The sequence below is a fragment of the Nannocystis sp. RBIL2 genome (assembly GCF_026626745.1).
Lineage (GTDB): Bacteria > Myxococcota_A > Polyangia > Nannocystales > Nannocystaceae > Nannocystis.
The window spans coordinates 320938-343907 of the sequence record NZ_JAPNJW010000001.1; the positions used below are offsets into that span (position 1 = coordinate 320938).

Sequence of the window (22970 nt, forward strand, 5' to 3'; positions counted from 1 at the left end):
GCCCCGCATCGGGTAAGCTGCCGCCGTTTATGGCCACCGAAGCGGTCACGGACAGCGGACCCGGCTCGAGCGAGCCGGACGCGAACGCCCTCCGCTTCGGCCGCTACGTCGTCCTCAGCCGCCTGGGCGAGGGCGCGATGGGCGTCGTCTACAGCGCCTACGACGAGATCCTCGACCGCCGCGTCGCCGTCAAGCTGGTGCGGCGGCGGCTCAGCGGCGACGTCCCCGGCCGCGCCCGCCTGCTGCGCGAGGCCCAGACGCTGGCCCAGCTGTCGCACCCCAACGTCATCCAGATCTACGACGTCGGCGAGTGGCAGAGCCAGATCTTCATCGCCCTCGAGTTCGTGCACGGCCGCACCCTCACCGCCTGGCTCGAAGAACAGCCGCGCTCGTGGTCCGAGATCGTCGAGATGTTCGTGCAGGCCGGGCGCGGCCTTGCCGCGGCTCACGGCGCCGGCATCATCCACCGCGACGTCAAGCCCGACAACTTCATGATCGGCAACGACGGGCGCGTCCGCGTCATGGACTTCGGCCTCGCCTTGCCGGTCGGCCTCGGCGGCGACGCCGAGACCGGCCCCGCGCTGTCGCAGTCGGGCCGATCGCTGCTGCGCATGACCGCCGCCGGCTCGCTGATCGGCACCCCGGCCTACATGGCGCCCGAGCAGTTCCTGCGCGAGCCGACCGACGCGCGCACCGATCAGTTCGGCTTCTGCACCGCCCTGTTCGAGTCGCTGTACGGCTACCGCCCGTTCCCCGGCAGCACGATCGAGGAGGTCAGCCGCAACGTCCTGCTCGGCGAGCGCGCCCCGATCCCCGCGCGCACCCCGGTGCCGCCGCCGATCCAGCGCGCCGTGCTGCGCGGCCTCGAGAGCGATCCGAACCTCCGCTTCCCGACCATGCAGGACCTCCTGGCCGAGCTGGCGCCGACGCCCGAGCGCGGCCGCAAGCGCCTGCGCTGGGCCCTCGCCCTCGCCGGCCTCGCCACTGCCTCGTTCGCCTTCGTCCAGGCCGGCACCGGCGGCGCCTGCCGCGACGCCGCCGAGCACCTCGTCGGCGTGTGGGACGAGGCCCGCAGCGCCACCGTCGAGCGGGCCATGCTGGCCACCGGCCTCGACTTCGCCGCCGACACCGTCGCGCGCACCCGCCAGGCCCTCGACGCCCACGCCGACGAGTGGACCGACATGCACGTGCGCACCTGCGAGGCTCACCGCGCCGGCGAGCGCTCGAGCGCCGCGCTCGACCTGCAGATGCACTGCCTGCAGCGCCGGCGGGCCGAGCTCGACGCTCTCGTCGACGTCCTCGCGGAAGGCGACCGCGGCACCGTGATGAACGCCGCCCAGGCGGTCGCCGGGCTGCACTCGGTCGCCTCGTGCGGCGACCCGGCCGCCTTGATGGACGAGCAGCGACGCCTCGGCCTGCCGAGCGACCCGGCCGTGGCCGCCCGCGTGCAGCTGTTGCAGCGCGACCTGGCCCAGGTCGAGGCGCTGTTCCTCGCCGGCCAGCTCGACCGCGCAGTCGCCCTCGTCCAGCGCACCATCCAGGCCGCCGAGGCCACCGGCTACGCCCCCACCCTCGCCGAGGCGCTGTTCTGGCACGGACGGATCCACACCGAGACCGGCGAGCTCGAGCAGGCCGCCAGCTCGCTGTGGGACGCCTACCTCACCAGCATCCGCGCCGGCCACGACGCAGTCGAGCTGCGCGCCCTCGTCACCGACGTCCACGTGCAGGGCTACGGCCTCAACGACTACCCCGCCGCCGAGCGAGCCGCCGCGATCGCCCGGGCCTTGATCGCTCGCCGCCCGCCCGAGGTCGGCGTCGAGGCCGAACTGCTCAACAACCTCGCCAACTCGCGCTCCGCCGAGGGCCGTCTGATCGAGGCCGAGCGCCTGTATCGCCGCGGCATCGAGCTGCGCCAGCGCACCGAGCCCGACAACCTGCTGCCGCTCGGCATCACCCAGATCGGCCTCGGCGAGGCCCTGCGCCTCAGCGGCCGCGTCGAGGAGGCCGCCGAGGTCCTGCACGAGGCCCGCGTCACCCTCGACCGCCACCTCGGCGCGCGTCACCCCTTCACGTGTATCGCCCGCGCCAACTTCGGGCTCGCGCGACTCGAGCTCGGCCACCTCGACGAGGCTGCCAGGCTGATCGAGCCCTCGCTGCCGCAGATCATCGCCGCCTTCGGCACCGACCGCCTCGACTTCGCCGAGTACTTCGCCGCCACCGGCGTGCTGCACCTCGGCCGCGGCGCGATCACCCGCGCCTTCGCCGACCTCGAGCGCGCCCACGAGCTCGCCGAGCGCTCGCAGCAGCCCATCATCCGCGCCGTCACCCACTTCGCCCTCGCCCGCGCCCTGTGGGACCACGACCCGAGCCAGCGCGAGCGCGCCCTGGCCCTCGCCCGCCAGGCCGAGCGCGACGCCACCACCATGCGCAACGCCCGACGCCAGCGCGAGATCGCCGCCTGGCTGTCCACCCACGGCACCGAGGCGTAGCCCGGCGCGCTGAAGGACATGTCCTTCGCGTCATGGTCTATAGGACATGCTCATAAAGACATCGTCTTGCGACGATGTCTCAGCCCCGCGAGCCGCTCAGCGCGGCAGCAGCCCGGCGTCACGGCTCGCCAGCGCGAACGCGCGTCGGACCTGCGCCTCGCCGGCCTCGCGGGCCGCGGCGCGGGTGCGCAGGCCCGCCAGGCTGTCGTCGTCGAGGCGGTCGAGCACCGCCCTCGCCAGCTGCGCCGCCAGCCCGTTCTGCGCCCTTCGCAGCAGCTCGCGGCACGCGTCGGGCCGGTCGCGCAGCGCCAGCACCGCGCGCCACAGCCCGCGCTGGCGGGTCGTGCCCTGGCTGCCGTCGGCCTCCTCGCACAGCGCCTCCGCTGCGGAGGCCACCGAGCCCGCGTCGCTCCAGCTCCACGGCGCGCGCACCGGCCACTCGCGCGTCCCCTGCTCCGGCGGCGGCGGCTCGAGCTTGCGCGTCTCGCCGATCCTGCGCTCGAGCAGCGCCCGGAATTCGCCGAGGTCGCGCTGCGTCAGCATCGCCTGCAGCGACTCGATCACCGGCGCCATCCCGAACGGCGCCGGCTGCTCGCCGGCGAGGAACAGCGCCCGCTGCAGCGCCAGCTCGACGAACCCGTGATCGACCAGGCGATCGAGCTCGTTCGGCAGCGGCAGCAGGGACTCAGGCGTCTGCGCCACGCCGCGCGACTTCAGGCGGTCGGCCACCCCGCTGCCCTGCAGGTAGCGGCGAGCCCGCTGGCGCTCGACCGCCAAGAGCCCGTCGTCGCCGGCGTGAGCGGTGCGCTCGACCGCCAGCATCACCCGCATCAGCTCGTCCTCGGTGGCCGCGAACAGCGGCTCGAGCCCGGCCACGCGCCGCTGCCAGTACGTCTGGCAGAACCCGCGGCCGAAGTGCAGGAAGCGGCCGGCCAGCAGGCGCCCGAACGGCGGCAGCGGCTGGTCCGGCGGCAGGCCGAGCTGCGCCAGCGCCTCGCGGTGGACCCGGGCCAGCAGCGCCGCCGCGCGGGTCCGCTGCTCGTGCGTCAGCCCGCTCGCGGTCTGGGCCCCGATCGCCCGCAGCACCCCGCCGAGCACCGCCTCGTCGATCGGGCTCACCACCGCAGTCACCGGATCGGGCGCCTCCGCCGGGTTCAGCGAGCCCGTCGCCGGGCGATCGATCGCCGCCAGCCGGGCCAGGGCCGCCAGATCGGGCGCCGCCGCCAGCTTGGGCGCCAGCGCGGCCGCCTCGGCCGGGCTGCCCGCCTGCAGCAGCGCGGCGCGCAGGGCCGCCGGACTCGCCTGCACTTCGGGACATGTCCAGACGAGCAGCACCGCGTCCTCGCCCGAGCCCGCCGCGGCGGCCGCCGCCAGCCCGGCGCAGTCGCCCTCGGCGCGGGCCGGCGTCGGCTCCCCGCCCGCGCTCGGCGCCCCCGAGCCCAGATCGGCCTTCACCCCCGGCAGCACCTCGACCGCCGGCGATCCGCAGCCGAGCGCCAGCGCGACTGACCCGAAGGACATGCCCCTTCGCACCTGCCCTAAAAGCCAGCGCACGCCCCGCGAGCGCGCGAGCGGCTCCGCCGAGGCTGTCCCCAAGAACATGCGCGATCGGACCTGTCGCATCGGTCTCACTGGTCCACCAGGCGGCGGATGACCTCGCGGATGCGAGTCAGCCCGCCGGAGTTGCGGCGCATGAATTCGACGCCGACGCCCCCCTCGGGGTGCCGGGTGTTGCGCACGACCGAGGTCAGCTCGAGCGGTCGGGCTCCGCCCGGGGTCGTGATCTCGATGATGATCTCCTCGCCGAGCGTGAGCCCCGCGTCGGTCAGGAGCAGCGCGCCCGCCTCGGAGATCTCCGAGATCGTCGCCGGCAAGAGGTCACTCGCGTCGCTGCGGCGCCACCGGATCTCGACCAGGACCGGCTGGCGCAGGTGGCGGCGCCGCGGCGCCATCGTCGCTCTCCCGAGGGCGACCTCGCGGAGATACTGCAACTTGCGCCACTCGCTCCCGGCGCAGCGGAGCACCCCCCCGGCGCGGACGCGCAGGCGCGGGCGGGCCATGTGCCATTTCTTGCCGATCGCGCGGATCAGCATCTTCCCGTTCATTCCGGTGAAGAACACCTCCGCGAGCACCTCTTCGCCGGGCTCGAAGCGCTCGGTCGTGAAGACCTGAAGCGCCTGTTCGTCCCCGGCCGCGCGCAGCGCCGCCGCGAAGGCCTCTCCGGACGCGTAATGGCAGCGGATCCGTCGCACCGTGGCAACCTCGGGCGGGCGACACCATAGCAGTCCGGCGCGCGGCCTCGCAACCCTGCGCCGGCGCGAGGTACTCTGCGCCGGCTGCCCTGCCATGAGCGTCGCCGACAGCCGCCCACGCCCGCTCGTCTTGCTCCCGACCTACAACGAGCGGGACAACGTCGAGCCGATCACCGCGGCGATCCTCGCCGCGCTGCCCGACGCGCGCGTGCTCATCATCGACGACGGCAGCCCCGACGGCACCGGTGAGCTCGCCGACGGACTCGCCGCCGCCGACGCCCGCGTCCACGTCCTCCACCGCGCCGCGAAGGAGGGCCTCGGTCGCGCGTACCTCGCGGGCATCGACTGGGCCCTGCGGCACCCGCACGACTTCACCCACATCATCACCATGGACGCCGACTTCTCGCACGACCCGGCCTACCTCCCGGGTCTGCTCGCCGCCGTCGGCGAGGGCGGCGCCGACTTTGCGGTCGGCTCGCGCTACGTGAGCGGCGGCGGCACCCGCGGATGGAGCCTCGGGCGGCGCCTGCTGTCGCGCGGCGGCGGCCTCTACGCCCGCACGATCCTCGGCCTCGGCCTGCGCGACCCCACCGCCGGCTTCGTCTGCTATGGCCGCGCCGCCCTCGCCGCCCTCGATCGCGCCGCCGTGGCCGCCAGCGGCTACGGCTTCCAGATCGAGATGAAGTACCGCCTCGTGCGCGCCGGCAGGCGCGCGCAGGAGCTGCCGATCGTGTTCCCCGACCGCGAGCGCGGCGCGTCGAAGATGACGCCCGCGATCGCCCTCGAGGCCGTCGGCCTGTGCCTCCGCCTCCGCTTTCTCGGCCGGTCCTGAAGGACATGCCCGTTTCACCCTGTCTCATCCACCCTGTCCCATCCGACATGTTCTGAGCCTTATGTCCGCATCCCGCGTCTACTTGTCCACCATCGGCCGCTCCCTCGACCCCGCCGAGGCGGCCGTGCCCGTGCTCGACCGCGGGTTCTTGTTCGGCGACGCCGTGTTCGAGACCCTGCGGACCGCCGCCGGCCGGCCGGTCGCGTGGGGCGCCCACACGGCCCGCCTGCGCCGCAGCGCCGCCGGCATCGGCCTCGACCTCCCGTGGTCCGACGACGAGCTGCGCGCGTTCGTCGACCTCACCCACGGCGACACCGGCAACGCCGACAGCCTCGTGCGGATCGTCGTCACCCGCGGCGTCGCCCCGCTGATGCTCGACCCGCGCCGGGCGCTCACGCCCACGCTGGCGGTGCTGGCGATCCCGCTCGAGCTGCCCGACGAGGCCGGCTACGTCCGCGGCCTGCGGGCCCGGATCGTCGACGTCACGCGCGCCCCGGCCAGCGCCCTCGACCCGGCGTTCAAGACCTCCAACTACCTGCCGAACATCCAGGGGCTGCGCCAGGCGCTGGCCGCCGGCGACGACGAGGCGGTCCTGATCAACCCCGCCGGCCTCGTCGCCGAGGGCGCCACCAGCAACGTGTTCGCGGTCATCGGCGGCGTCCTGTTCACCCCGCCGATCTCGGACGGCATCCTGCCCGGCATCACCCGCGCCGCAGTGCTCGAGCTCGCCGGCGCCCTGGGGATCCCCGCCCAGGAGTCGTCGCTCCACCCGTTCGACCTGCGCGCCGCCGAAGAGGTGTTCCTGACCTCCTCCGTACGCGGCCCGATCGCAGTCACCACCCTCGACGGCCACCGGGTCGCCGACGGCGCCGAAGGCCCGCTGACGAACAAGCTGCGCAACGCCTACCAGGCCGCCCTGCCCGGCCTCTGAGCCGCCGCGGCGCTACCTGTCCCCGGGGACATCTTCCCCGGGGCGCATTCCTGACGAGCCTGTCCCTCGGGACATCTCCTCTCTCACCGACGAGTGCCTCGGCGCTCGATCGCCCGAGCATGGCCTTTCGGCCATGTCTCTACGGCCATTACTCTTCGGGCATGTCCGTTTCGACCTGTCCCGTGCAGCGGTCGCGGGCGATCATCCTCGGCTTCGCCGCGGGCGTCGCAGTGATCCGGGTCGTCGACCCGCGGCGGGTCCGCAGCCAGCGGGAGTCGGTCGCCCCGGTGCGGCCGTCCTCGGCGGTCACGCGGAGCGGGCCGCCGCGCCGGCGGGGTGACGCCGCGCACTCCCCGGGCACCAGGGCAGTGCCGCCGGCGCGGACCACCAGGGCCCGGTCGGGCTCGGCGCGCACGCAGATCCGCGGCGGATCGGCCGGGCGGCAGGCCCGCGCCTCGGTCCGTTCCCAGCCGGACCGGGCCGCGCACCCCAGCGTGAGGAGCGCCGCCGCCCACGCCAGCGCGCTGTGGCACACTCGACGGCGATGGCCCGCCGTCCTCGCCGCTCGTTCGCCCGCGGTCCCCAGCCGCTCGCCGACGCCGTGTGGAAGTTGGTCAAGACCATCGTCCCCGACCACATGGTCCGGCTCGTCCACGTGCGCGCCGCGTGGGAGCGGCTGAACCTGCCCTGGCTGCGCGGGCGCGCCTACCCGCTCGCGGTCATGCGGGACGAGGTCATCATCGTGGTCGAGGACAGTCAGTACCACCACGAACTGATGTACTCGCGGGACGACCTGCTCCACAAGCTCCAGCAGCTCGCCCCCGAGGCCCGCCTCGCCGGCCTGCGCTTCCGCCTCGGCGCCGTCCCCACGCCCGCCCCGCGCACCCCCGCGCGGGCCGCCGCCGCGCTGCGCCCGCCGACCATGACCGCCGAGCCCAGCGAGGACACCAGCCGCGCCCTCTCCGACGTCGCCGATCCCGAGCTGCGCCAGGCCATCGCCGGCGCCCGCGTCCGGCTCGGCCGCCCCTGACCTCCGCGAGTTCCCCTGCTCCGATCGCCCTCGCTGCCCAGCCTCCCGACCTGTCCCGAAGTTCATCCGCTCCCGAAGCCCCGACCTGTCCCGATGGTCAGCTCCTCGCGCATCACCGCCCTCGCCGGCCTCCTGGGCCTCGCCGCCTGCGGGGCCGACGAAGCTCCGCCCGCGCCTGCGCCCGTCGTCGCGCCCGCCGCCGCGCCGTCCGGCTCCGGGCTCGCCGGCTTGTTCGGGCGCAAGGATCCGGAGTGGCGCTTCGAATTCAAGGATCCCAAGCCGGGCCCGCGCGCGCCCGTCACCGCGGCCATGCACGCCGAGGTCGGTCTGCACCGCGTCGCCGACGCCGAGGACCTCGTCGCGCGCCTCGGCCTCACCTGCGGCGACACCTCGATCCGCGCCAGCATGGAAGGTCGCCGCAAGGCCGAGCGCAAGCGCATCGAGGAGGCCCGCGCCCGCGGCGAGGACGCCGTCACCGCCGCCTCGTGGCTCGATCGCAAGAGCAAGCGCGAGGCCAACCCGCAGGTCCGCTTCAGCTGCCCCAGGACCCGCAGCGTGCAGCTCACCGATCGCCCGCGGCCGCCCTCCGAGGGCCGCCTGCTGTTCGTGTTCGACAGCGCCGACCACCCCCTGCGCCACGTCTCGTACCAGCGCACCGCCAAGGACGCCGTCCCCGCGCTCGCCGACTACCAGGACGCGGTCGCCCACTACACCCGCGTCTACGGCCCGCCCACCAAGGTCCCCGCGCGCGAGCTCCCCCAGCCCGACGCGAACGGTGCGATCGACATCCCCGTCGCCACCAACTTCGAGACCGAGTGGGCCTTCTCCGACCTGCTGGTGAAGGTCAGCCTGCTGCGCTACGCCAGCCTTATCACCGTCGGCGAGCGCGTCGAGGTGCCGCCGGGGATCCGTCCCGACGCCCCGCGCCTCGGCAAGCCCGCGCCCGCAGACTCCCACCCGCCCACGACACCCTCCGCGACTCCAGGCCCGCCGCAGCCCCTCGCCGCCGGCCAGTCCGCCGCGCCGGGCGGCCCGCCCGCCGCGAGCTCGCCGCCCGCCACGCCGCCTCCGGCCAGCGCAACAGGCCCGTCAGCCCCCGCCGCGCCTGCCGGCTAGAGCCGGTCCGCCACGACTCCTTCTTCTTTATTAAAGGTCGGCCGGCCGCGCGGGTCATTGCGCGGTGCGGGCCGGGCCGCCATCATGCGGGCCTCGTTCGCTCGTGGAGACCCTGCGGATCCCCATCAACGACTGGCTGACAGCCTTCAACGCGGTGTTGTGGCACGACAGCGTGCTCTACATCGTGATGGCCACCGGCCTCCTCTTCACCGTGTGGAGCGGCTTCTGCCAGTACCACGCCCTCACCCACGGCGTGAAGATCGTCCGCGGCGACTACGACAAGGCCGACTCGCCCGGGGCCATCAGTCACTTCCAGGCGCTGTCGGCCGCGCTGTCGGCCACCGTCGGGCTCGGCAACATCGGCGGCGTCGCAGTGGCCATCGCGCTCGGGGGCCCGGGCGCGGTGTTCTGGATGTGGATGGTCGGCCTCGCCGGCATGGCGCTCAAGACCACCGAGGTCACCCTGTCGATGCTCTACCGGCGCACCGACAAGCCGGACGAGCCGAGCGGCGGGCCGATGTGGGTCGCCGACGACGGCCTCGCGCGGCGCAGCCCCAGGCTGCAGCGCGTCGGTCGCGTCCTCGGCGTGCTGTTCTGCATCACCCTGCTGATCAGCACCATCACCGGCGGCAACATGTTCCAGGCCTGGAACGTCGGCATCGTCACCGAGGAGAGCTTCGGCGTGCCGCAGCAGGTCGTCGGCCTCGTCCTCGCCGCGCTGGTCGGCGCAGTCATCCTCGGCGGGATCAAGCGGATCGGCGCCGTCGCCGGCGCGCTGGTCCCGGCGATGTGCTTCCTCTACCTGGCCGCCGCGCTGTACGTGCTCGCGGTCCACGTCGCCGACATCCCGGCGATGCTGCGGCTCATCGTCGCCTCCGCCTTCTCGCCGGCCGAGGCCGCCGGCGCGTTCGTCGGCGGCACCTCGGGCGCGGCCTTCGTGTGGGGCATGAAGCGGGCCCTGTTCTCGAGCGAGGCCGGCCAGGGCACCTCGCCGATCGCCCACTGCGCCGCCAAGACCGACGAGCCGGTGCGCGAGGGCGTGGTCGCCGGCCTCGAGCCGTTCATCGACACCCTGGTCGTCTGCACCCTCACCTCGCTGGTCGTGCTGGCCAGCGGCGCCTGGTGCCGCGACGGCGAGGCCAGCCTGCGCGAGCCGCCGGCCGCGGTGCAGATCGAACCTGGCTGTTGGGACCTGTCCGATACGCCATTGCCCGAGAAACATGCGCAGGCGCTGGCGATCACCGGCACCGCCTGGCGGCCCGGCGACGCCGTGTTCGTGCTCGCGCGCTACGGGGCGATCGATCCGGCGACCGGCGGCGACTTGCAGCGGGTCAACGGCGTCGTCGTCGGCGCGGGAGATCGCCTCTATGTCGACTGGACGCCGGTGGGGTCGCCGGGCGCCCCGCTCGCCAGCGCGCCTGCGCTCGCGGGCCTCGACGTCTACAAGGACTACGTCGGCGCCGCGCTGACCAGCCACGCCTTCGATCGCGTGGCCCCCGGCCTCGGGAAGTGGCTGGTAGCGGTCGCCTCGTGGCTGTTCGCGGTGTCGACGATGATCTCGTACGCCTACTACGGCGAGCAGGGCATGGTCTACATGGCCGGGCGCCGCTCGATCGTCCCCTTCAAGATCGTCTATTGCCTGAGCATCCTGCTCGCCTGCGCAGGCTGGATCAGCACCGAGGCGGAGCTCGACAACTTGTCCTCGGTCGGCACCGGCGTGATGTTGTGGGTCAACATCCCGATCACGCTGCTGTTCGCGGGCGAGACGATGCGGGCCTACCGCGGCTACTTCGCGCGTGTACGCGCGGCACGGCGGCGGTGAGCGTCACAAGTGTCCGCGTCGCGCCGCGGCCGTGACTCCACGCGGATCGGCTCGTGAGGTCGACCTCGGACCGCCGCGACGTGGGTGCGAAGCGCCACGATTCGCGGCGCAGCGAGGCTTTTGGCCGCGGGCGCGTCCACGCGCATGCGCGCTGGCGGGGGGCGCAGCGGCCGGCGCGCCCCGCGAAATCGCGGCGTATGGCCGAAAGAACAGCCCAGCTGCGGCCCCTGCGGGCCTCGCCGAAGTGGGGCCCGAGCCGCTGCCCGACGGACGACAAAAGCTTGGACCGAGACCGACCCGCGGGCCTTTGTCGCAGCGTCGCCTCGCGATATAAAGGGCGAGCGAGACTGGAGCGCCGCGAATGACCGAGTCCCTGACGCGTTTTGAACTCCCCCAGAGCGCAATTCCGACACGTTGGTACAACATCCAGGCCGATCTTCCGCGCCCGCTCCCCGTGGTCCTGCATCCAGGCACCAAGAGCCCGGTCACTCCTGACGACCTGCTGCCGCTGTTCCCGCCCGAGATCATCAGCCAGGAGGTCTCGCGTGAGCGCTTCATCGACATCCCGGAGGAGGTCCGCGAGATCTACAAGCTGTGGCGGCCCACCCCCCTGATGCGGGCGCGGCGCCTGGAGAAGGCGCTCGGGACCACCGCCAAGATCTACTACAAGTACGAAGGCGTCTCGCCGAGCGGCAGCCACAAGCTCAACACCGCGATCCCGCAGGCGTACTACAACAAGCAGGTCGGCGTCGCCGGCCTGACCACGGAGACAGGTGCGGGTCAGTGGGGCACGGCCCTGTCGCAGGCCTGCAACTTTTTCAACCTCGAGTGCCACGTCTTCATGGTGAAGGTCAGCTTCCACCAGAAGCCGTACCGGCGCGCGATCATCCAGAGCTTCGGCGCCAACGTCACCGCCAGCCCGAGCGACAGGACCGAGGCCGGGCGGTCGATCCTCGCCCAGGATCCCGACAGCACCGGCAGCCTCGGCATCGCCATCAGCGAGGCGGTCGAGATGGCGGCCAAGAGCGGCGGCAAGTACAAGTACGCGCTCGGCTCGGTGCTCAACCATGTGCTGATGCATCAGTCGATCATCGGCCAGGAGGCGATGTTGCAGCTCGACCGCGCCGGCGACAGCCCCGACATCATCGTCGGCTGCGTCGGCGGCGGCAGCAACTTCGCCGGCATCGCGGTGCCCTACCTGCGCGACAAGATCGTCCACGGCCGCAACGTGCGGGTCGTCGCGGTCGAGCCCGCGGCGTGCCCCACCCTCACCCGCGGCGTCTACGCCTACGACTACGGCGACACCGCCGGCATGGCGCCGATGGTCAAGATGCACACCCTCGGCGCCAAGTTCATCCCGCCGCCGGTGCACGCGGGCGGCCTGCGGTACCACGGCGTCGGCAGCGTCATCAGCGAGCTGCTCGACCAGAAGCTGATCGAGGCCTACTCGGTCCCGCAGCTCGAGGTGTTCAAGTCGGCCGTCACCTTCCTGCGCGCCGAGGGCATCGTCCCGGCGCCCGAGGCCGGCCACGCCGTCGCCCAGGTGATCCGCGAGGCCATCCGGGCCAAGGAAGAGGGCACCTCGCCGGTGATCCTGTTCAACCTGTGCGGCCACGGCCACTTCGACATGACGGCGTACGACGCCTACTTCCGCGGCGAGCTGACCGACTACGCCTACCCGCAGGCGGCGATCGAGGCGGCTCTGGCCGAGCTGCCCGACGTCAAGATCTGAGCGCGGTATCGTCCGCTGGATACGTCGAGGCGACGCGGCGAGGGCCGCGCCGCCTCGAGTCGCGAGGGTGCATGTGGGTCTCCGGCGTCGTCGTCATCCGCGTGCAGATGCTGCGGTGACTCTTGTTTTTGCGCCCCGCTTCTCCGACCATGGCGAACACTGTGCAGGCCGACGACGCAGCCAGCACCGCGACCCCGGGTGACGCGGCCGGGCCCTCCGGCAACGGACCCGATCCTTCGCCCCGGCGCGAACCGTTGACGCCGCTGCTGCTGTGCTCGGCGGCCTTCGCCGGCTCTGCGACCGCGGCCGCGTGCCGCCAGGCCGGTGAGCTGCGGCCGGTCGCGCCCCGCGAGCTCGGCACCGTCGTCGCCACGCGCCGCGCCAGTCGTCCGTGCGTGGTGCTGCTCGACGAGCACCTCCTCTGCGACGACGGCCGCGTCGAGCTGCAGCCCGTCGGTCCGACCCGCATCATCAGCCTCCTGCCCGGCAGCAAGGCCGAGGTCCTGCAGCAGCGCTTCGGCGACGCGCTCTCCTCCATCCTGTCCCCGGAGCCAGGTGCGGCCGCGCTGCTCGTCGCCATCCGCACCGCCCTGCGCGACGCCGCGGCCGACGATCGCCTGCTCGGCCTCGAGGCCGAGCGCCGCCGCCTCGCCGGCGAGATCACCAAGCTCAACCGGATCGGCATCGCCCTGTCGACCGAGCGTGATCAGGAGCGGCTCCTCAACTTCATCCTCACCACCGCCCGCGACTTCACCTGCTCCGACGCCGGCTCGCTCTACATCGTCGAGAAGGACGCCAGCGGCACCAAGCGGCTGCGCTTCAACAACTCGCAGAACGACTCGCTGCCGCACCTCGAGCTGGTCAAGTTCACCATCCCGGTGTCGAAGAGCACCCTCGCCGGCTACGTCGCCGTCACCGGCGAGCCCGTCAACATCCCTGACGCCTACCTGCTCGATTCGAAGGCCGAGTACAGCTTCAACCCCGCCTTCGACCAGCGCACCGGCTACCGCACGCGCAGCATGCTCGTGCTGCCGATGAAGAACCAGGACGACCAGGTCATCGGCGTCCTCCAGCTGATCAACCGCAAGATCTCGCGCACCGCCACGCTGACGGCCGCCGACATCGACAACGTCGTCCTGCCCTACGACGACGCCGCGCTCGAGCTGACGCTCTCGCTGGCCAGCCAGACCGCGATCTCGCTGACGAACAACCAGCTCTACGAGGGCCTGCGAGAGAGCCTCGTCGAGCTCAAGCAGACCCAGGCGCAGCTCGTCCAGGGCGAGAAGCTCGCCAGCCTCGGCCAGCTCACCGCCGGCGTCGCCCACGAGATCAACAACCCGCTGGCGTTCAGCCGCAACAACACGCACCTCGCCCACGAGCGCGTCCTCAAGGTCGCGCGGCGGCTCGCGGTGCAGCGCTGGCTCGACGCCGGCGTCGGCGGCGACCCGCAGCCGCGCGTGGCCGCGGCCCGGGCGATCCTCGACAAGCTCAAGGAAGACAAGGACATCGGCCCCGACGCCAAGGACGTGATCGCCGACCTCGGCAGCATGCCGGCGCCGAAGCAGATCGAGCTGCTGAAGATGTTCTTCAGCTACGTCAGCCAGAGCCGCGAGCAGAAGGAAGGCCCGATCGAGGAGGTCCTCGCGCGCACGCAGAAGGTGCTCGAGGAGTGCTTCATCGGCCTCGATCGCATGGCGGAGATCGTACTCGGCCTCCGCAACTTCGCTCGCCTCGACGAGGCGCAGTTCCAGAACGCCGACATCGACGAGGGGATCCGCCAGACCCTGATGATCCTCTCCAACAACGCGCGCGACAAGGGCGTCAAGTTGACGTCCGATCTCACGCTGACGCGCCCCTACGCCTGCTTCCCCGCCAAGCTCAACCAGGTAGTACTGAACCTCGTGAACAACGCGATCGACGCCACCCCGCGCGGTGGTGAAGTTCACGTGGACACGCGGGTCAACGGCCCCTGGGTCGAGATCGCGGTGAAGGACGACGGCGAAGGCATCTCGGACGCCAACATCTCGAAGATTTTCGATCCCTTCTTCACCACCAAGCCGGTCGGCAAGGGGACAGGATTGGGCCTGTCGATCAGCTACCGGATCGTGATGGAACACCAGGGGACGATCGCAGTGACGCGCAACGAAACGGCGGGGGTAACCTTCCTCATTCGGATCCCGACCGAGCCCAAGGACCCGGGCACGAGGACCGAAGGGGCCGCCAAGGCCGCGGAGAGCCCATGAGCAGAGCCAGACAGATCATCCCGTACAAGGCGAAGGTCGTCGAGCCGATCGCGCTGCTCCCTTATGAGGAGCGGGTCCGGCGGATCGAGGCGTGCGGCAACAACTTGTTCCGCCTCGCATCACACGACGTGTACATCGACCTCGTGACCGACTCCGGCACCGGAGCCCTCTCGGCGGCACAGATGGGCCGCATGATGATCGGCGACGAGGCCTACGCCGGTTCACGCTCCTTCTTCGAGATGGAGCGGCAGATCCGCGAGACGATGGGGTACCGCTACACCATCCCGGCGCATCAGGGTCGCGCCGCCGAGCGCGTGCTCGACTTCGTGCTGATCAAAAAGCACATGATCGTGCCCGGCAACTCGCACTTCGACACGACCAAGGCGCACATCGAGTTCGCCGGCGGCCGCGCGATCGACTGCACGATCGACGCCGGCCGCAGCTCGACGGGCTACCACCCGTTCAAGGGCGACGTCGACCTGGCGAAGCTCGAGAGCGTCATCCGCGAGTACGGCCCGCGCCACGTCGCCTACATCCTGATGACGGTGACGTGCAACTCGGGCGGCGGTCAGCCGGTGTCGATGGAGAACATCCGCGAGGTGCGGCGGATCGCCGACCAGTACGGTCTCCTCGTCATCCTCGACGCCGCGCGCTTCGCCGAGAACGCGTGGTTCATCAAGCACCGCGAGCCCGGCTACGCGACCAAGACGATCCAGGAGATCGTCGCGGAGATGTGCAGCTACACCGACGCGGCGATCATGAGCGCGAAGAAGGACGCGCTGGTGCCGATGGGCGGGTTCATCGCCGTGCGCGACGACCTGCTGTACGAGCGCCTCAAGGCCCCGACGATCCTGTTCGAGGGCTTCTACACCTACGGCGGCATGTCCGGCGCCGACATGGAGGCGCTCGCGCAGGGCCTGCGCGAGGTCACCGAGGAGCCGTACCTCACCTACCGCATCGGTCAGGTCAAGCGCTTCGGCGAGCTGCTCAGCGCCGCCGGCGTGCCGCTGGTCGAGCCGCTGGGCGGCCACGCGGTGTTCATCGACGCGCGGCGGTTCTTCACCAACGTCCCCGAGGACGAGTTCCCGGCGCAGCTCTTGTGCGTCGAGCTCTACAAGGAGGGCGGTGTGCGCGCCGTGGAGGTCGGCAGCGTCCTCATCGGCCGCGACCCCGACACCGGCGAGAACATCCGCCCCAACCTGGACCTGTGCCGAATCACCATTCCGCGCCGCGTCTACACCATGGAGCACCTGGAGTACGTCGCGGACGTCGTGCGCACCGTGTTCGAAGAGAAGGGCCAGCGCATGCGCCACGGCCTTCGCTTCGAGGTCGAAGCCCCCGGAATTCGCCACTTTGCGTCCACTTTCCGCTACGTGCGCGGCGCGGACGGTGGTACAGGAGATTTACCGTGACCACTCACGCGCGAAAAGGCCCTAGCTGGCCTCACGGGCCGCTTCCCAGGCCCTCCGGGCTCCATGGCCCCACCGGCCCTGGCTCGCTCCACCGGCGCTCCAGCGAGCGGCTCCACGGAGTCCTTGCGAACCGGATGCGCCCCTGCCACCATGCGCGAACGGAGCAGACTCTCTCTCGCATCGAGGGTTCCCCGCGCTACGACCGGTTGCCCAGCGAGAAGCGAGGTATTGCATGAGTTGGAAGGAATTCCAGAAGACCGGCACGATCGGCCAAGAGGACAAGCAGGTCCTCTCGCTGCTCATCGTCGATGACGAGCGGGGCATCCTCAACACGCTGGAGGAGAGCTTCCGCGACATGTTCAAGGTCTACACCGCCAACTCGGGCACCGAGGCGCTGCAGATCTTCCGGGCCAACGAGATTCAGTTGGTGCTCAGCGACCAGCGCATGCCGGAGATGACGGGTGTCGAGCTGTTCGGCAAGCTCAAGGAGATCAACCCGACGCCGGTGCGCATCCTGATCACCGGCTACTCCGACATCAACGTGGTAATCCGCGGCCTCAACGAGGGTTTGATGTGGCAGTACGTCACGAAGCCCTGGGACACCGAGGATCTCAAGGCGCTGTTGCGTCGGGCTGCGAAGCACTACCTCAAAGAGACGCAGCAAGACGCGCCGCCGCCGATCCGCGGGCTGAGCTTCTGAGGCGCCGAACTGGGCCTCACAGCCCGGTGCGGCGCGCCGTCAGGCGCGCTTGGACGAACGTCCGGATCGTGCAAAAAATGATAGATTGTCGCCCCGCGCCACGGCTACCATGACCTGGCCCCGACTGCACGGATCACGAAGGAACTCGAAATGAATCTCAAAGTCGTAAACCAACTGCTCGCTGAGGTCGAAGACGGTCTGATGGGTGGCCTGGCCGCCTCCGACGTCTTCAGCAAAACGTCCGGCATGTCGGTCGCCGGCGTCCGCAGCAGCCCCAAGGCGTGTGCGCTCTTCAACATCCTTTGTGAGCGCATCATGGAGACGATCAAGAAGTCGGGTCTGCCCGTCCCCGACTATCTGAACGAGACCATGCTCCGCCTCGGCGACGAGGGCATCGTCATGATCGTGGTGGTCGACCTCACCGACAAGTACCGCTGGGGTATGGCAGTGGACTGCAGCAAGGCGCAGCTCGGTATCCTCGTCAGCGTGGTGTTGCCGGACATCAAGCCGCGCCTGCGCGAAGCACTGCGCTGACTCGGCGCGCGGGCCCAGGCCCCTCGATCCGCGGAGCGCAGATGCGCCGCAACCGCCCGGCGGTCGCGGCGCTTCGTTTTTTGGTCGTCGCCTCCGCACCGGCGCTGTCGCAGGTCCACGCACACATGTCCCATCGGACAGCTGTGCGACGCCCCGGGATGCGCGAACCCGTTGGCTTGACACTAGCGGGATGCGCCTTGAACCTTGAACTCGATGGACGCTCGTAAACCGCGACTGCTCACTGGTGATAGGCCCACGGGGCCCCTCCACCTCGGTCACCTCGTCGGCACCCTGCAGAGCCGGGTCAAGCTTCAGGACAGCCACGAGTGCTTCATCATCGTCGCCGACCTGCACTCGCTCACGACCCGCTCGCACCGTGACGAGATTGCTCGCCTGCCGGAGCACGTGCGCGACGTGGTGCTCGACATGCTGAGCGTGGGGGTCGACCCCTCGCGCTCGACGATCTACCTGCAGTCGGGCGTACCGGCGGTCTACGACATCGCCATCCTGCTGCAGATGCTCACCCCGGTGGCGCGGCTGTCGGGCATGCAGTCGATCCAGGACATGGCCGTCAACGCCGGCCTCGGCGAGGGCGACGTGCCGCTCGGCCTGCTCGGCTACCCCGTGCTCCAGGCCGCCGACATTCTCATGGCCAACGCCGAGCTGGTGCCGGTCGGGGCCGACAACGAGACCCACGTCACCCTCGCGCGCGACATCGCCGAGCACTTCAACGACGCCTACGGCCGCGTGTTCGCCGTGCCCCAGGCCACGGTCTCGGCCACCCCGTCGCTGCCGGGCGTCAACACCGTCGCCGGCGGTGCCGACCGCAAGATGTCGAAGTCGGCCGGCAACGCGATCTGGCTCAAGGACACGCCCGAGGAGGTCGCTCGCAAGGTCCGCACCCTGCCCGGCCCGGCCCCCGGCGAGTCCGCCGGCGCGCCGCTGTTCCTGTTCGCCGAGGCGTTCCTGCGCGACGCCGACGAGCTCGCCAACCTCAAGGCCGAGTACGACCGCGGCGCCATCGGCTTCGCCGCCGTCCAGGACCGCGTCATCGAGGCGCTCGAGCAGATCCTCGTGCCGATCCGCGCCCGCCGGGCCGAGTTCGCGGCCGACAAGCACCGCACCGAGGAGATCATCGTCGACGGCACCATCACCGCCCGCAAGGTCGCCTACGAGACCCTCGGCAAGGTCCGCGACGCGATGGGCCTCGAGAACCTGTGGTCCGGCCTCGTGCACGCCACCCAGTCGCGCGCCGAGGAGCGCAAGAAGCCCTTCTACCACCAGAAGGGCTGAGCCCCCGCCGCGCCCCCCGAAGCGACCGCTCCGCGCCCACGCCGGAGCGGTCGTTTCGCGACCGGCGATCGACGCGGCTCGCCTGGCGGTCCGCCGCGCCATCGCCTCACCGGAGCGGTCGCTTCGCTACCCGCGATCGCGGCGACCGGCCCCAGCGTCGCTCGGCGACCGCCGCCTCCCATCGCCTGTCCCGAGGGACAGCTGATCGTCCCTCGGTTCACCCGGCCTCACCCGAGCCGCCCGGGCCCCGTCGGCCCGACCCACTTGTACATGACCTTCGGGCCATGTCCTTCGGGCAAGCGAGCCGCCAATGCCAGGCGGTGGCGCGGCGTCGGGTCGTCGAGGAAGAACTCCCAGCCCGCCCGCGGATCGCCGAGCGACGCGTCGAGCGCCAGGTCGATCGCCTGTCGGCCGCGCGACAGGTCGTAGGCGAACGCGTCGAGCGGGATCGCCAGGCCCATCCCGCGGGCCTTGATGTACGCCTCCTTGAGCGTCCACAGGTCGAAGAAGCGGGCCCGCCTCTCGTCCTCCGGCAGCGCCATCAAGGCGGCCACCTCGGGCGGCGCGAAGAAGTGTTCGGCCACCTCCTCCGGCCGCGAGCGCCGATCCGCGTCCTCGACGTCGACCCCGATCTCGCCGGCACGGGTCACCGCCAGCGCCGCCAGCCCGTCGGTGTGCGACAGGTTGAACTCGAGCTCGGCCGCCTGGACCAGCGCCGGCCGGCCGTACTGGTTGGCGACGAAGCGCAGCTCGGTCGCCGCGATCCCGCTGTAGCTCGCCAGGATCTGGCGGACCAGCACCCGCGCGACCGCGAACTGCCGGCGGTTGCGCTCGAACACGAAGCGATCCTGGCGCGCCTGCTCCTCCGCGTTCAGGAGCCCGCGCGCGGCCGCCAACCAGTCCGCGTCGACCTGCGTCTCGGCCGCGCACAGCCACACGTGGACCTCGCCCGCTGCCAGGCTCTGCCGCTCCGTCACCCCTGCAACGTGACGCGCGCGCCGGGCCCGCGTCAAGCCGGCGGCGCAGTTGCGGCCTCTGACGAACCGCGCCACGATGCGCCCGCGCATGCGACCCGAACCGAAGCTCGGCGTGCTCCTCATCAACCTCGGCACGCCCGACGCCCCGCGCGCCCCCGAGGTGCGCCGCTACCTGCGCGAGTTCCTGTCCGACCCGCGCGTCCTCGACATCGGCGCAGTCGGTCGCTGGTTGCTCCTCAACCTCGTCATCCTCCCCTTCCGTCCGGCGCGCTCGGCGGCCGCCTACCGCACCGTCTGGGGCCCGGGCGGCTCGCCCCTCCTCCACCACTCGCAGCAGCTCACGGAGGCCTTGCGGCTCGCCATGCCCGACGTCGAGATCGAGCTCGCCATGCGCTACGGCGAGCCCTCGCTGCAGCGCGGCCTCGACGCCCTGCGCGCCCGCGGCTGCGACCGCATCGTCGCCGTCCCGCTCTACCCGCAATACGCCAGCAGCTCCACCGGCTCGACCGTCGAGGCCCTCTACCGCGCCGCCGGCGAGCCGTGGAACACCCCCTTCCTCACCATCGTCCCGCCGTTCTACGACCACCCGGCCTTCATCGACGCCCTCGCGCGCGTCGGCGCACCTGTCCTCGAGGACTTCCGGCCCGACCACGTCATGTTCAGCTTCCACGGCCTGCCCGAGCGCCAGGTCAAGAAGAGCGACCCCAGCGGCGCTCACTGCCTCGCGCGGCCCGACTGCTGCGACACGATCGGCGTCAACAACCGCAACTGCTACCGCGCCCACTGCGTCGCCACCGCCGGCGCCCTGCGCGACCGCCTCGGCCTCGCCCGCGACGCCACCTCGATCGCCTTCCAGTCGCGCCTCGGCCGTACCCCGTGGATCAAACCCTTCACCGACGTCGAGCTGGTCGAGCTGGCCCGCCGCGGCGTCCGTCGCCTGGCCGTGTTCTGCCCGGCGTTCGTCGCCGACTGCCTCGAGACCCTCGAGGAGATCGGGATCCGCGCCGCCGAGTCGTTCAAGGCCGCGGGCGGCGAGGACCTGCGCCTCGTCCCCTGCCTCAACGACCACCCGGTGTGGGTCGCCGCGCTCGCCACCATCATCCGCGAGTCCGCCCCCCACCCGCGCGCCCTGCCGGTCCTCACCGACCGGGCCCCGGCCGCGCCGCTGTCCGCCTGAGCCTGTCCTTTCGGGCATAAGCCAAGGGACATGTCCATGCGGACATGCCCCGTTTTTCGGCCCTGCCCCGAGCCCTCACAGCCCGAGCAGGTCGGCGTACGCCACCGGCACCACGCTCGCGTCGGCCAGCCCCAACGTCGCCTGCAGGGCCGCCACGCGCGCGTGGGCCTCGGCGTCCGTCTCGCCCGGGAGCATCACCGCCTCGAACTCGACGAACGACCCCAGCCCCTCGACCTCGTCGAGGTGGATCCGCACGTTGTGCCACATCCACAGCTCGCGCCGCTTCACCACCGCGCCGCGGAACCCGAGCGCCGCGCCCAGGGCCGCCACCAGCGCCTGCGGCTCGATCACCGGCACCACGTGGTATCGGCTCTCGCGCGCCCCGCCGGTGTCGGAGCGCTCGTACGGGATCAGCTCCGCGCCCGACCTGTCCTCCGTATCCTGTCCTTCGCGCCATGTCCGTTCGCGCAGCTTCAAGCGGCCGGTGCGGGCGTGGAAGAACGTGTCGCGCTGGTGCTCGACGCGGACGAAGCGGGCCCCGTGGCGCTCGGCGGCCGCGCGGGCCGCGGCGAGGTCGGGGCAGCGGGCCTTGAGCTCGATGTTGCGGGCCGCGCTCACGCCGTCACCGCCTCTGCCTGCCGGCTGCCGGCCATCGCCAGCACGCGCTCGAAGTGCCGCGGCTCGACCGCCTGGACGCTGAGCCGCTGGCCCTTCTGCACCAGCAACATCGTCTTGAGCGCCTTCTCGGCCTTGATCGCGTGCAGCGTCACCATCGCCGGCCACTTCTCGACGAACTCGACGTCGACGAGGATCCAGCGCGGCGCCTCGCGCGTCGACTTGGGGTCGTGGTACTCGCTCTTCTCGTCGAACTGGGTCGCGTCGGGGTACGGCGCGCTGCACACTCGCGCCAGCCCGACCGCGCCGGCGGGGTCGACGCTCGAGTGGTAGAAGATCACCAGGTCGCCGATCTTCATGTCGTCGCGCATCGAGTTGCGGGCGGTGTAGTTGCGCACGCCCTCCCACGCGGTCTTGCCGAGGCGCTGCAGGTCGTCGATCGAGAACACGTCCGGCTCGGTCTTCATCAGCCAGTAGCGGATCTTCGCGGACTTCTTGGTCATGCCGTTTGCAGCCTGGACTTCGCAGAGCGCGCCCGAGTTTGCAAGCGGCCCCGACGCGAGTCGCCGGACGAGGCAGGCCCGGCCCGCGACGCCGAGCTGCGGGCGCATCCCGGCTTCCCCCTTGGCAGCCCTGCGGGCCTGTGCCAGCGTCCGTGGGCCGTGCCTCCCCCCCCGGCCCTCGTCCGCCTGCTCGGCGCCCCGCTGCTCGACTCGCCGTGGGTGCAGCGCCTCGGTCGGGTCAGCTTCCTCGGCACCCTCGACTGGCACCCGCGCAGCCACCACCCCGCGACCCGCCTCGACCACTCGCTCGGCGTCGCCGCTCTCGGCCACCGCTTCGGCGCCGCCCTCGACCTCGCCGACGGCGACCTGCGCCACTTCGTCGCCGCCTGCCTCCTGCACGACATCGGCCACTTCCCGCTGTCGCACGCCGCCGAGCCGGGCTTCGAGCGCGCCCTCGGCGTCGCCCACCACGGCGTCAGCGAGTGGATCGTCCTCGGCAACGGCGCGATCCCCGAGGCCCTGTCGCTGCGCCCCGTGCTGCAGCGCGTCGACCTCGACCCGGAGCGCGTGTGGGCGATCATCGGCGGCGCCGGTGACGGCCGCGCGCTCGACCTCTCGGCCCTCCTGCTCGCGCCGATCAACCTCGACACCCTCGACGGCATCGTCCGCACCGCCCGCACCTTCGGCCGCGCCGGCGTGCGCCTGCCGCGGGCCGTGTTCGTCCGCCGCGGCCGCGAGCTGCTCATCGACCCCGACGCCCTGCCCGTCATCGACCGCTTCTGGGCCCTCAAGGACCGGATCTACAGCGAGGTCATCAACTTGCCGTCGAACATCGTGTGCGAGGCCGAGCTGTCGCGCGCCGTCGCCGACGCCTTCGACCAGCGGGTGTTCGCCCGCTTCGCCGAGTTCGACGACGCCGCCCTGCGCGGCCTGGCCGACGCCCACGCGCGCCGCAGCGGCCTGTCCGAAGGGCAAGACGACCGCTTCCAGAGCACCCGCGTCCCCCCGACCGGCGGCGACGACGTGGTCCCGCGCATCCACAAGCGCTACTTCGTCGACCTCTCCGTCGCGCCCGGCCCGCACGGCCTGCCCCGCCCGCAGTGGTCGCGCCGCTACCGCCACAGCCGTCAGCTCGCGTTCGTCAGCCCGCGCCACGCCGCCGCCCAGCTGTCGCTGCCGATCGCCGTCGACGATCATGTCCACGAGGACATGTCCCGTTGGACAGTCCTGCCGGGCGCGGAGGGGCCGGAGATCTGACATGCCCCGCGCCGCGCTCCTGTCTGCCAGGACATGTCCTGCGGGACAGTCGAGG

Annotated in this window: 20 protein-coding genes; 14 read left to right on the top strand and 6 right to left on the bottom strand. The window is 71.8% G+C overall.

Features of this window, described 5'->3' with window-relative positions; all coding sequences use genetic code 11:
* Window positions 1-29: 29 nt before the first annotated feature.
* Window positions 30-2489: a serine/threonine-protein kinase gene (locus OV090_RS01250; RefSeq protein ID WP_267701600.1), complete on the top strand. Its 2460-nt coding sequence runs from the start codon at window positions 30-32 to the stop codon at window positions 2487-2489.
* Window positions 2490-2585: 96 nt separating this feature from the next.
* Here the strand turns inward: OV090_RS01250 and OV090_RS01255 are convergent, their stop codons facing one another.
* Together OV090_RS01255 and OV090_RS50400 are read right to left on the bottom strand one after the other, a co-directional pair.
* Complete coding sequence (locus OV090_RS01255) at window positions 2586-4010, bottom strand: hypothetical protein (RefSeq protein ID WP_267701601.1); 1425 nt, start codon at window positions 4008-4010, stop codon at window positions 2586-2588.
* Window positions 4011-4117: 107 nt separating this feature from the next.
* Window positions 4118-4741 (bottom strand): PilZ domain-containing protein, encoded by a 624-nt coding sequence (locus tag OV090_RS50400; RefSeq protein WP_267701602.1) that lies wholly within the window; start codon window positions 4739-4741, stop codon window positions 4118-4120.
* A 94-nt stretch (window positions 4742-4835) separates the two neighbouring features.
* On the opposite strand from OV090_RS50400, the gene OV090_RS01265 reads away from it, so the two are divergent.
* Window positions 4836-5573 (top strand): polyprenol monophosphomannose synthase, encoded by a 738-nt coding sequence (locus OV090_RS01265; protein WP_267701603.1) that lies wholly within the window; start codon window positions 4836-4838, stop codon window positions 5571-5573.
* Between the two features lie 61 nt (window positions 5574-5634).
* Complete coding sequence (locus OV090_RS01270; RefSeq protein ID WP_267701604.1) at window positions 5635-6504, top strand: aminotransferase class IV; 870 nt, start codon at window positions 5635-5637, stop codon at window positions 6502-6504.
* A 148-nt stretch (window positions 6505-6652) separates the two neighbouring features.
* Here the strand turns inward: OV090_RS01270 and OV090_RS01275 are convergent, their stop codons facing one another.
* Window positions 6653-7039 carry a hypothetical protein gene (locus tag OV090_RS01275; RefSeq protein WP_267701605.1) on the bottom strand — a complete coding sequence of 129 codons (387 nt, stop codon included), beginning with the start codon at window positions 7037-7039 and terminating at the stop codon, window positions 6653-6655.
* Between the two features lie 9 nt (window positions 7040-7048).
* Between OV090_RS01275 and OV090_RS01280 the strand changes: the two genes are divergently transcribed.
* From OV090_RS01280 to trpS, 9 genes are all read left to right on the top strand, one after another.
* Window positions 7049-7534, top strand: a complete 486-nt coding sequence (locus OV090_RS01280) for a DciA family protein (protein WP_267701606.1) — start codon at window positions 7049-7051, stop codon at window positions 7532-7534.
* Window positions 7535-7627: 93 nt separating this feature from the next.
* On the top strand, window positions 7628-8650 hold the full coding sequence (locus OV090_RS01285; protein WP_267701607.1) for a hypothetical protein: 1023 nt from the start codon (window positions 7628-7630) through the stop codon (window positions 8648-8650).
* A gap of 103 nt (window positions 8651-8753) precedes the next feature.
* Window positions 8754-10472, top strand: coding sequence for an amino acid carrier protein (locus tag OV090_RS01290; protein ID WP_267701608.1), 1719 nt, complete (start codon window positions 8754-8756; stop codon window positions 10470-10472).
* Between the two features lie 361 nt (window positions 10473-10833).
* Window positions 10834-12204 carry a TrpB-like pyridoxal phosphate-dependent enzyme gene (locus tag OV090_RS01295; protein ID WP_267701609.1) on the top strand — a complete coding sequence of 457 codons (1371 nt, stop codon included), beginning with the start codon at window positions 10834-10836 and terminating at the stop codon, window positions 12202-12204.
* Between the two features lie 149 nt (window positions 12205-12353).
* Window positions 12354-14447 (top strand): ATP-binding protein, encoded by a 2094-nt coding sequence (locus OV090_RS01300; protein WP_267701610.1) that lies wholly within the window; start codon window positions 12354-12356, stop codon window positions 14445-14447.
* A complete protein-coding gene (locus OV090_RS01305) occupies window positions 14444-15859 on the top strand; it encodes a tryptophanase (protein WP_267701611.1) in 1416 nt (471 codons plus the stop codon). Before OV090_RS01300 ends, OV090_RS01305 begins: the two co-directional genes overlap by 4 nt.
* A gap of 232 nt (window positions 15860-16091) precedes the next feature.
* Window positions 16092-16559, top strand: coding sequence for a response regulator (locus OV090_RS01310; RefSeq protein ID WP_096332777.1), 468 nt, complete (start codon window positions 16092-16094; stop codon window positions 16557-16559).
* Window positions 16560-16709: 150 nt separating this feature from the next.
* Entirely contained in the window at window positions 16710-17093 is a 384-nt protein-coding gene (locus tag OV090_RS01315; protein WP_267701612.1) for a hypothetical protein, read from the top strand.
* Between the two features lie 213 nt (window positions 17094-17306).
* The gene (gene trpS, locus OV090_RS01320; protein ID WP_267701613.1) at window positions 17307-18386 is read left to right on the top strand and encodes a tryptophan--tRNA ligase; all 1080 of its coding nucleotides are present in this window, start codon (window positions 17307-17309) and stop codon (window positions 18384-18386) included.
* A 227-nt stretch (window positions 18387-18613) separates the two neighbouring features.
* Here trpS and OV090_RS01325 read toward each other — a convergent pair whose 3' ends face one another.
* A complete protein-coding gene (locus OV090_RS01325) occupies window positions 18614-19363 on the bottom strand; it encodes a 4'-phosphopantetheinyl transferase superfamily protein (RefSeq protein ID WP_346660347.1) in 750 nt (249 codons plus the stop codon).
* An 88-nt stretch (window positions 19364-19451) separates the two neighbouring features.
* Between OV090_RS01325 and hemH the strand changes: the two genes are divergently transcribed.
* Window positions 19452-20540, top strand: coding sequence for a ferrochelatase (gene hemH, locus OV090_RS01330; RefSeq protein WP_267701615.1), 1089 nt, complete (start codon window positions 19452-19454; stop codon window positions 20538-20540).
* A 75-nt stretch (window positions 20541-20615) separates the two neighbouring features.
* Here the strand turns inward: hemH and OV090_RS01335 are convergent, their stop codons facing one another.
* Entirely contained in the window at window positions 20616-21158 is a 543-nt protein-coding gene (locus tag OV090_RS01335; RefSeq protein WP_267701616.1) for a class IV adenylate cyclase, read from the bottom strand.
* Window positions 21155-21637, bottom strand: coding sequence for an EVE domain-containing protein (locus OV090_RS01340; protein ID WP_346660379.1), 483 nt, complete (start codon window positions 21635-21637; stop codon window positions 21155-21157). Before OV090_RS01340 ends, OV090_RS01335 begins: the two co-directional genes overlap by 4 nt.
* Before the next feature lie 180 nt (window positions 21638-21817).
* Between OV090_RS01340 and OV090_RS01345 the strand changes: the two genes are divergently transcribed.
* Entirely contained in the window at window positions 21818-22915 is a 1098-nt protein-coding gene (locus tag OV090_RS01345; RefSeq protein WP_267701618.1) for an HD domain-containing protein, read from the top strand.
* Window positions 22916-22970 lie beyond the last annotated feature (55 nt).

Bases quoted from the DNA above. Each gene is read 5' to 3' on its own strand.
- OV090_RS01285 (WP_267701607.1), top strand. From the start codon at position 7,628: ATGGTCAGCTCCTCGCGCATCACCGCCCTCGCCGGCCTCCTGGGCCTC.
- OV090_RS01280 (WP_267701606.1), top strand. From the start codon at position 7,049: ATGGCCCGCCGTCCTCGCCGCTCGTTCGCCCGCGGTCCCCAGCCGCTC.
- OV090_RS01255 (WP_267701601.1), bottom strand. From the start codon at position 4,010: ATGTCCTTCGGGTCAGTCGCGCTGGCGCTCGGCTGCGGATCGCCGGCG.
- OV090_RS01265 (WP_267701603.1), top strand. From the start codon at position 4,836: ATGAGCGTCGCCGACAGCCGCCCACGCCCGCTCGTCTTGCTCCCGACC.
- OV090_RS01250 (WP_267701600.1), top strand. From the start codon at position 30: ATGGCCACCGAAGCGGTCACGGACAGCGGACCCGGCTCGAGCGAGCCG.
- OV090_RS01300 (WP_267701610.1), top strand. From the start codon at position 12,354: ATGGCGAACACTGTGCAGGCCGACGACGCAGCCAGCACCGCGACCCCG.
- hemH (WP_267701615.1), top strand. From the start codon at position 19,452: ATGCGACCCGAACCGAAGCTCGGCGTGCTCCTCATCAACCTCGGCACG.
- OV090_RS01315 (WP_267701612.1), top strand. From the start codon at position 16,710: ATGAATCTCAAAGTCGTAAACCAACTGCTCGCTGAGGTCGAAGACGGT.
- OV090_RS01310 (WP_096332777.1), top strand. From the start codon at position 16,092: ATGAGTTGGAAGGAATTCCAGAAGACCGGCACGATCGGCCAAGAGGAC.
- trpS (WP_267701613.1), top strand. From the start codon at position 17,307: ATGGACGCTCGTAAACCGCGACTGCTCACTGGTGATAGGCCCACGGGG.
- OV090_RS01270 (WP_267701604.1), top strand. From the start codon at position 5,635: ATGTCCGCATCCCGCGTCTACTTGTCCACCATCGGCCGCTCCCTCGAC.
- OV090_RS01295 (WP_267701609.1), top strand. From the start codon at position 10,834: ATGACCGAGTCCCTGACGCGTTTTGAACTCCCCCAGAGCGCAATTCCG.
- OV090_RS01305 (WP_267701611.1), top strand. From the start codon at position 14,444: ATGAGCAGAGCCAGACAGATCATCCCGTACAAGGCGAAGGTCGTCGAG.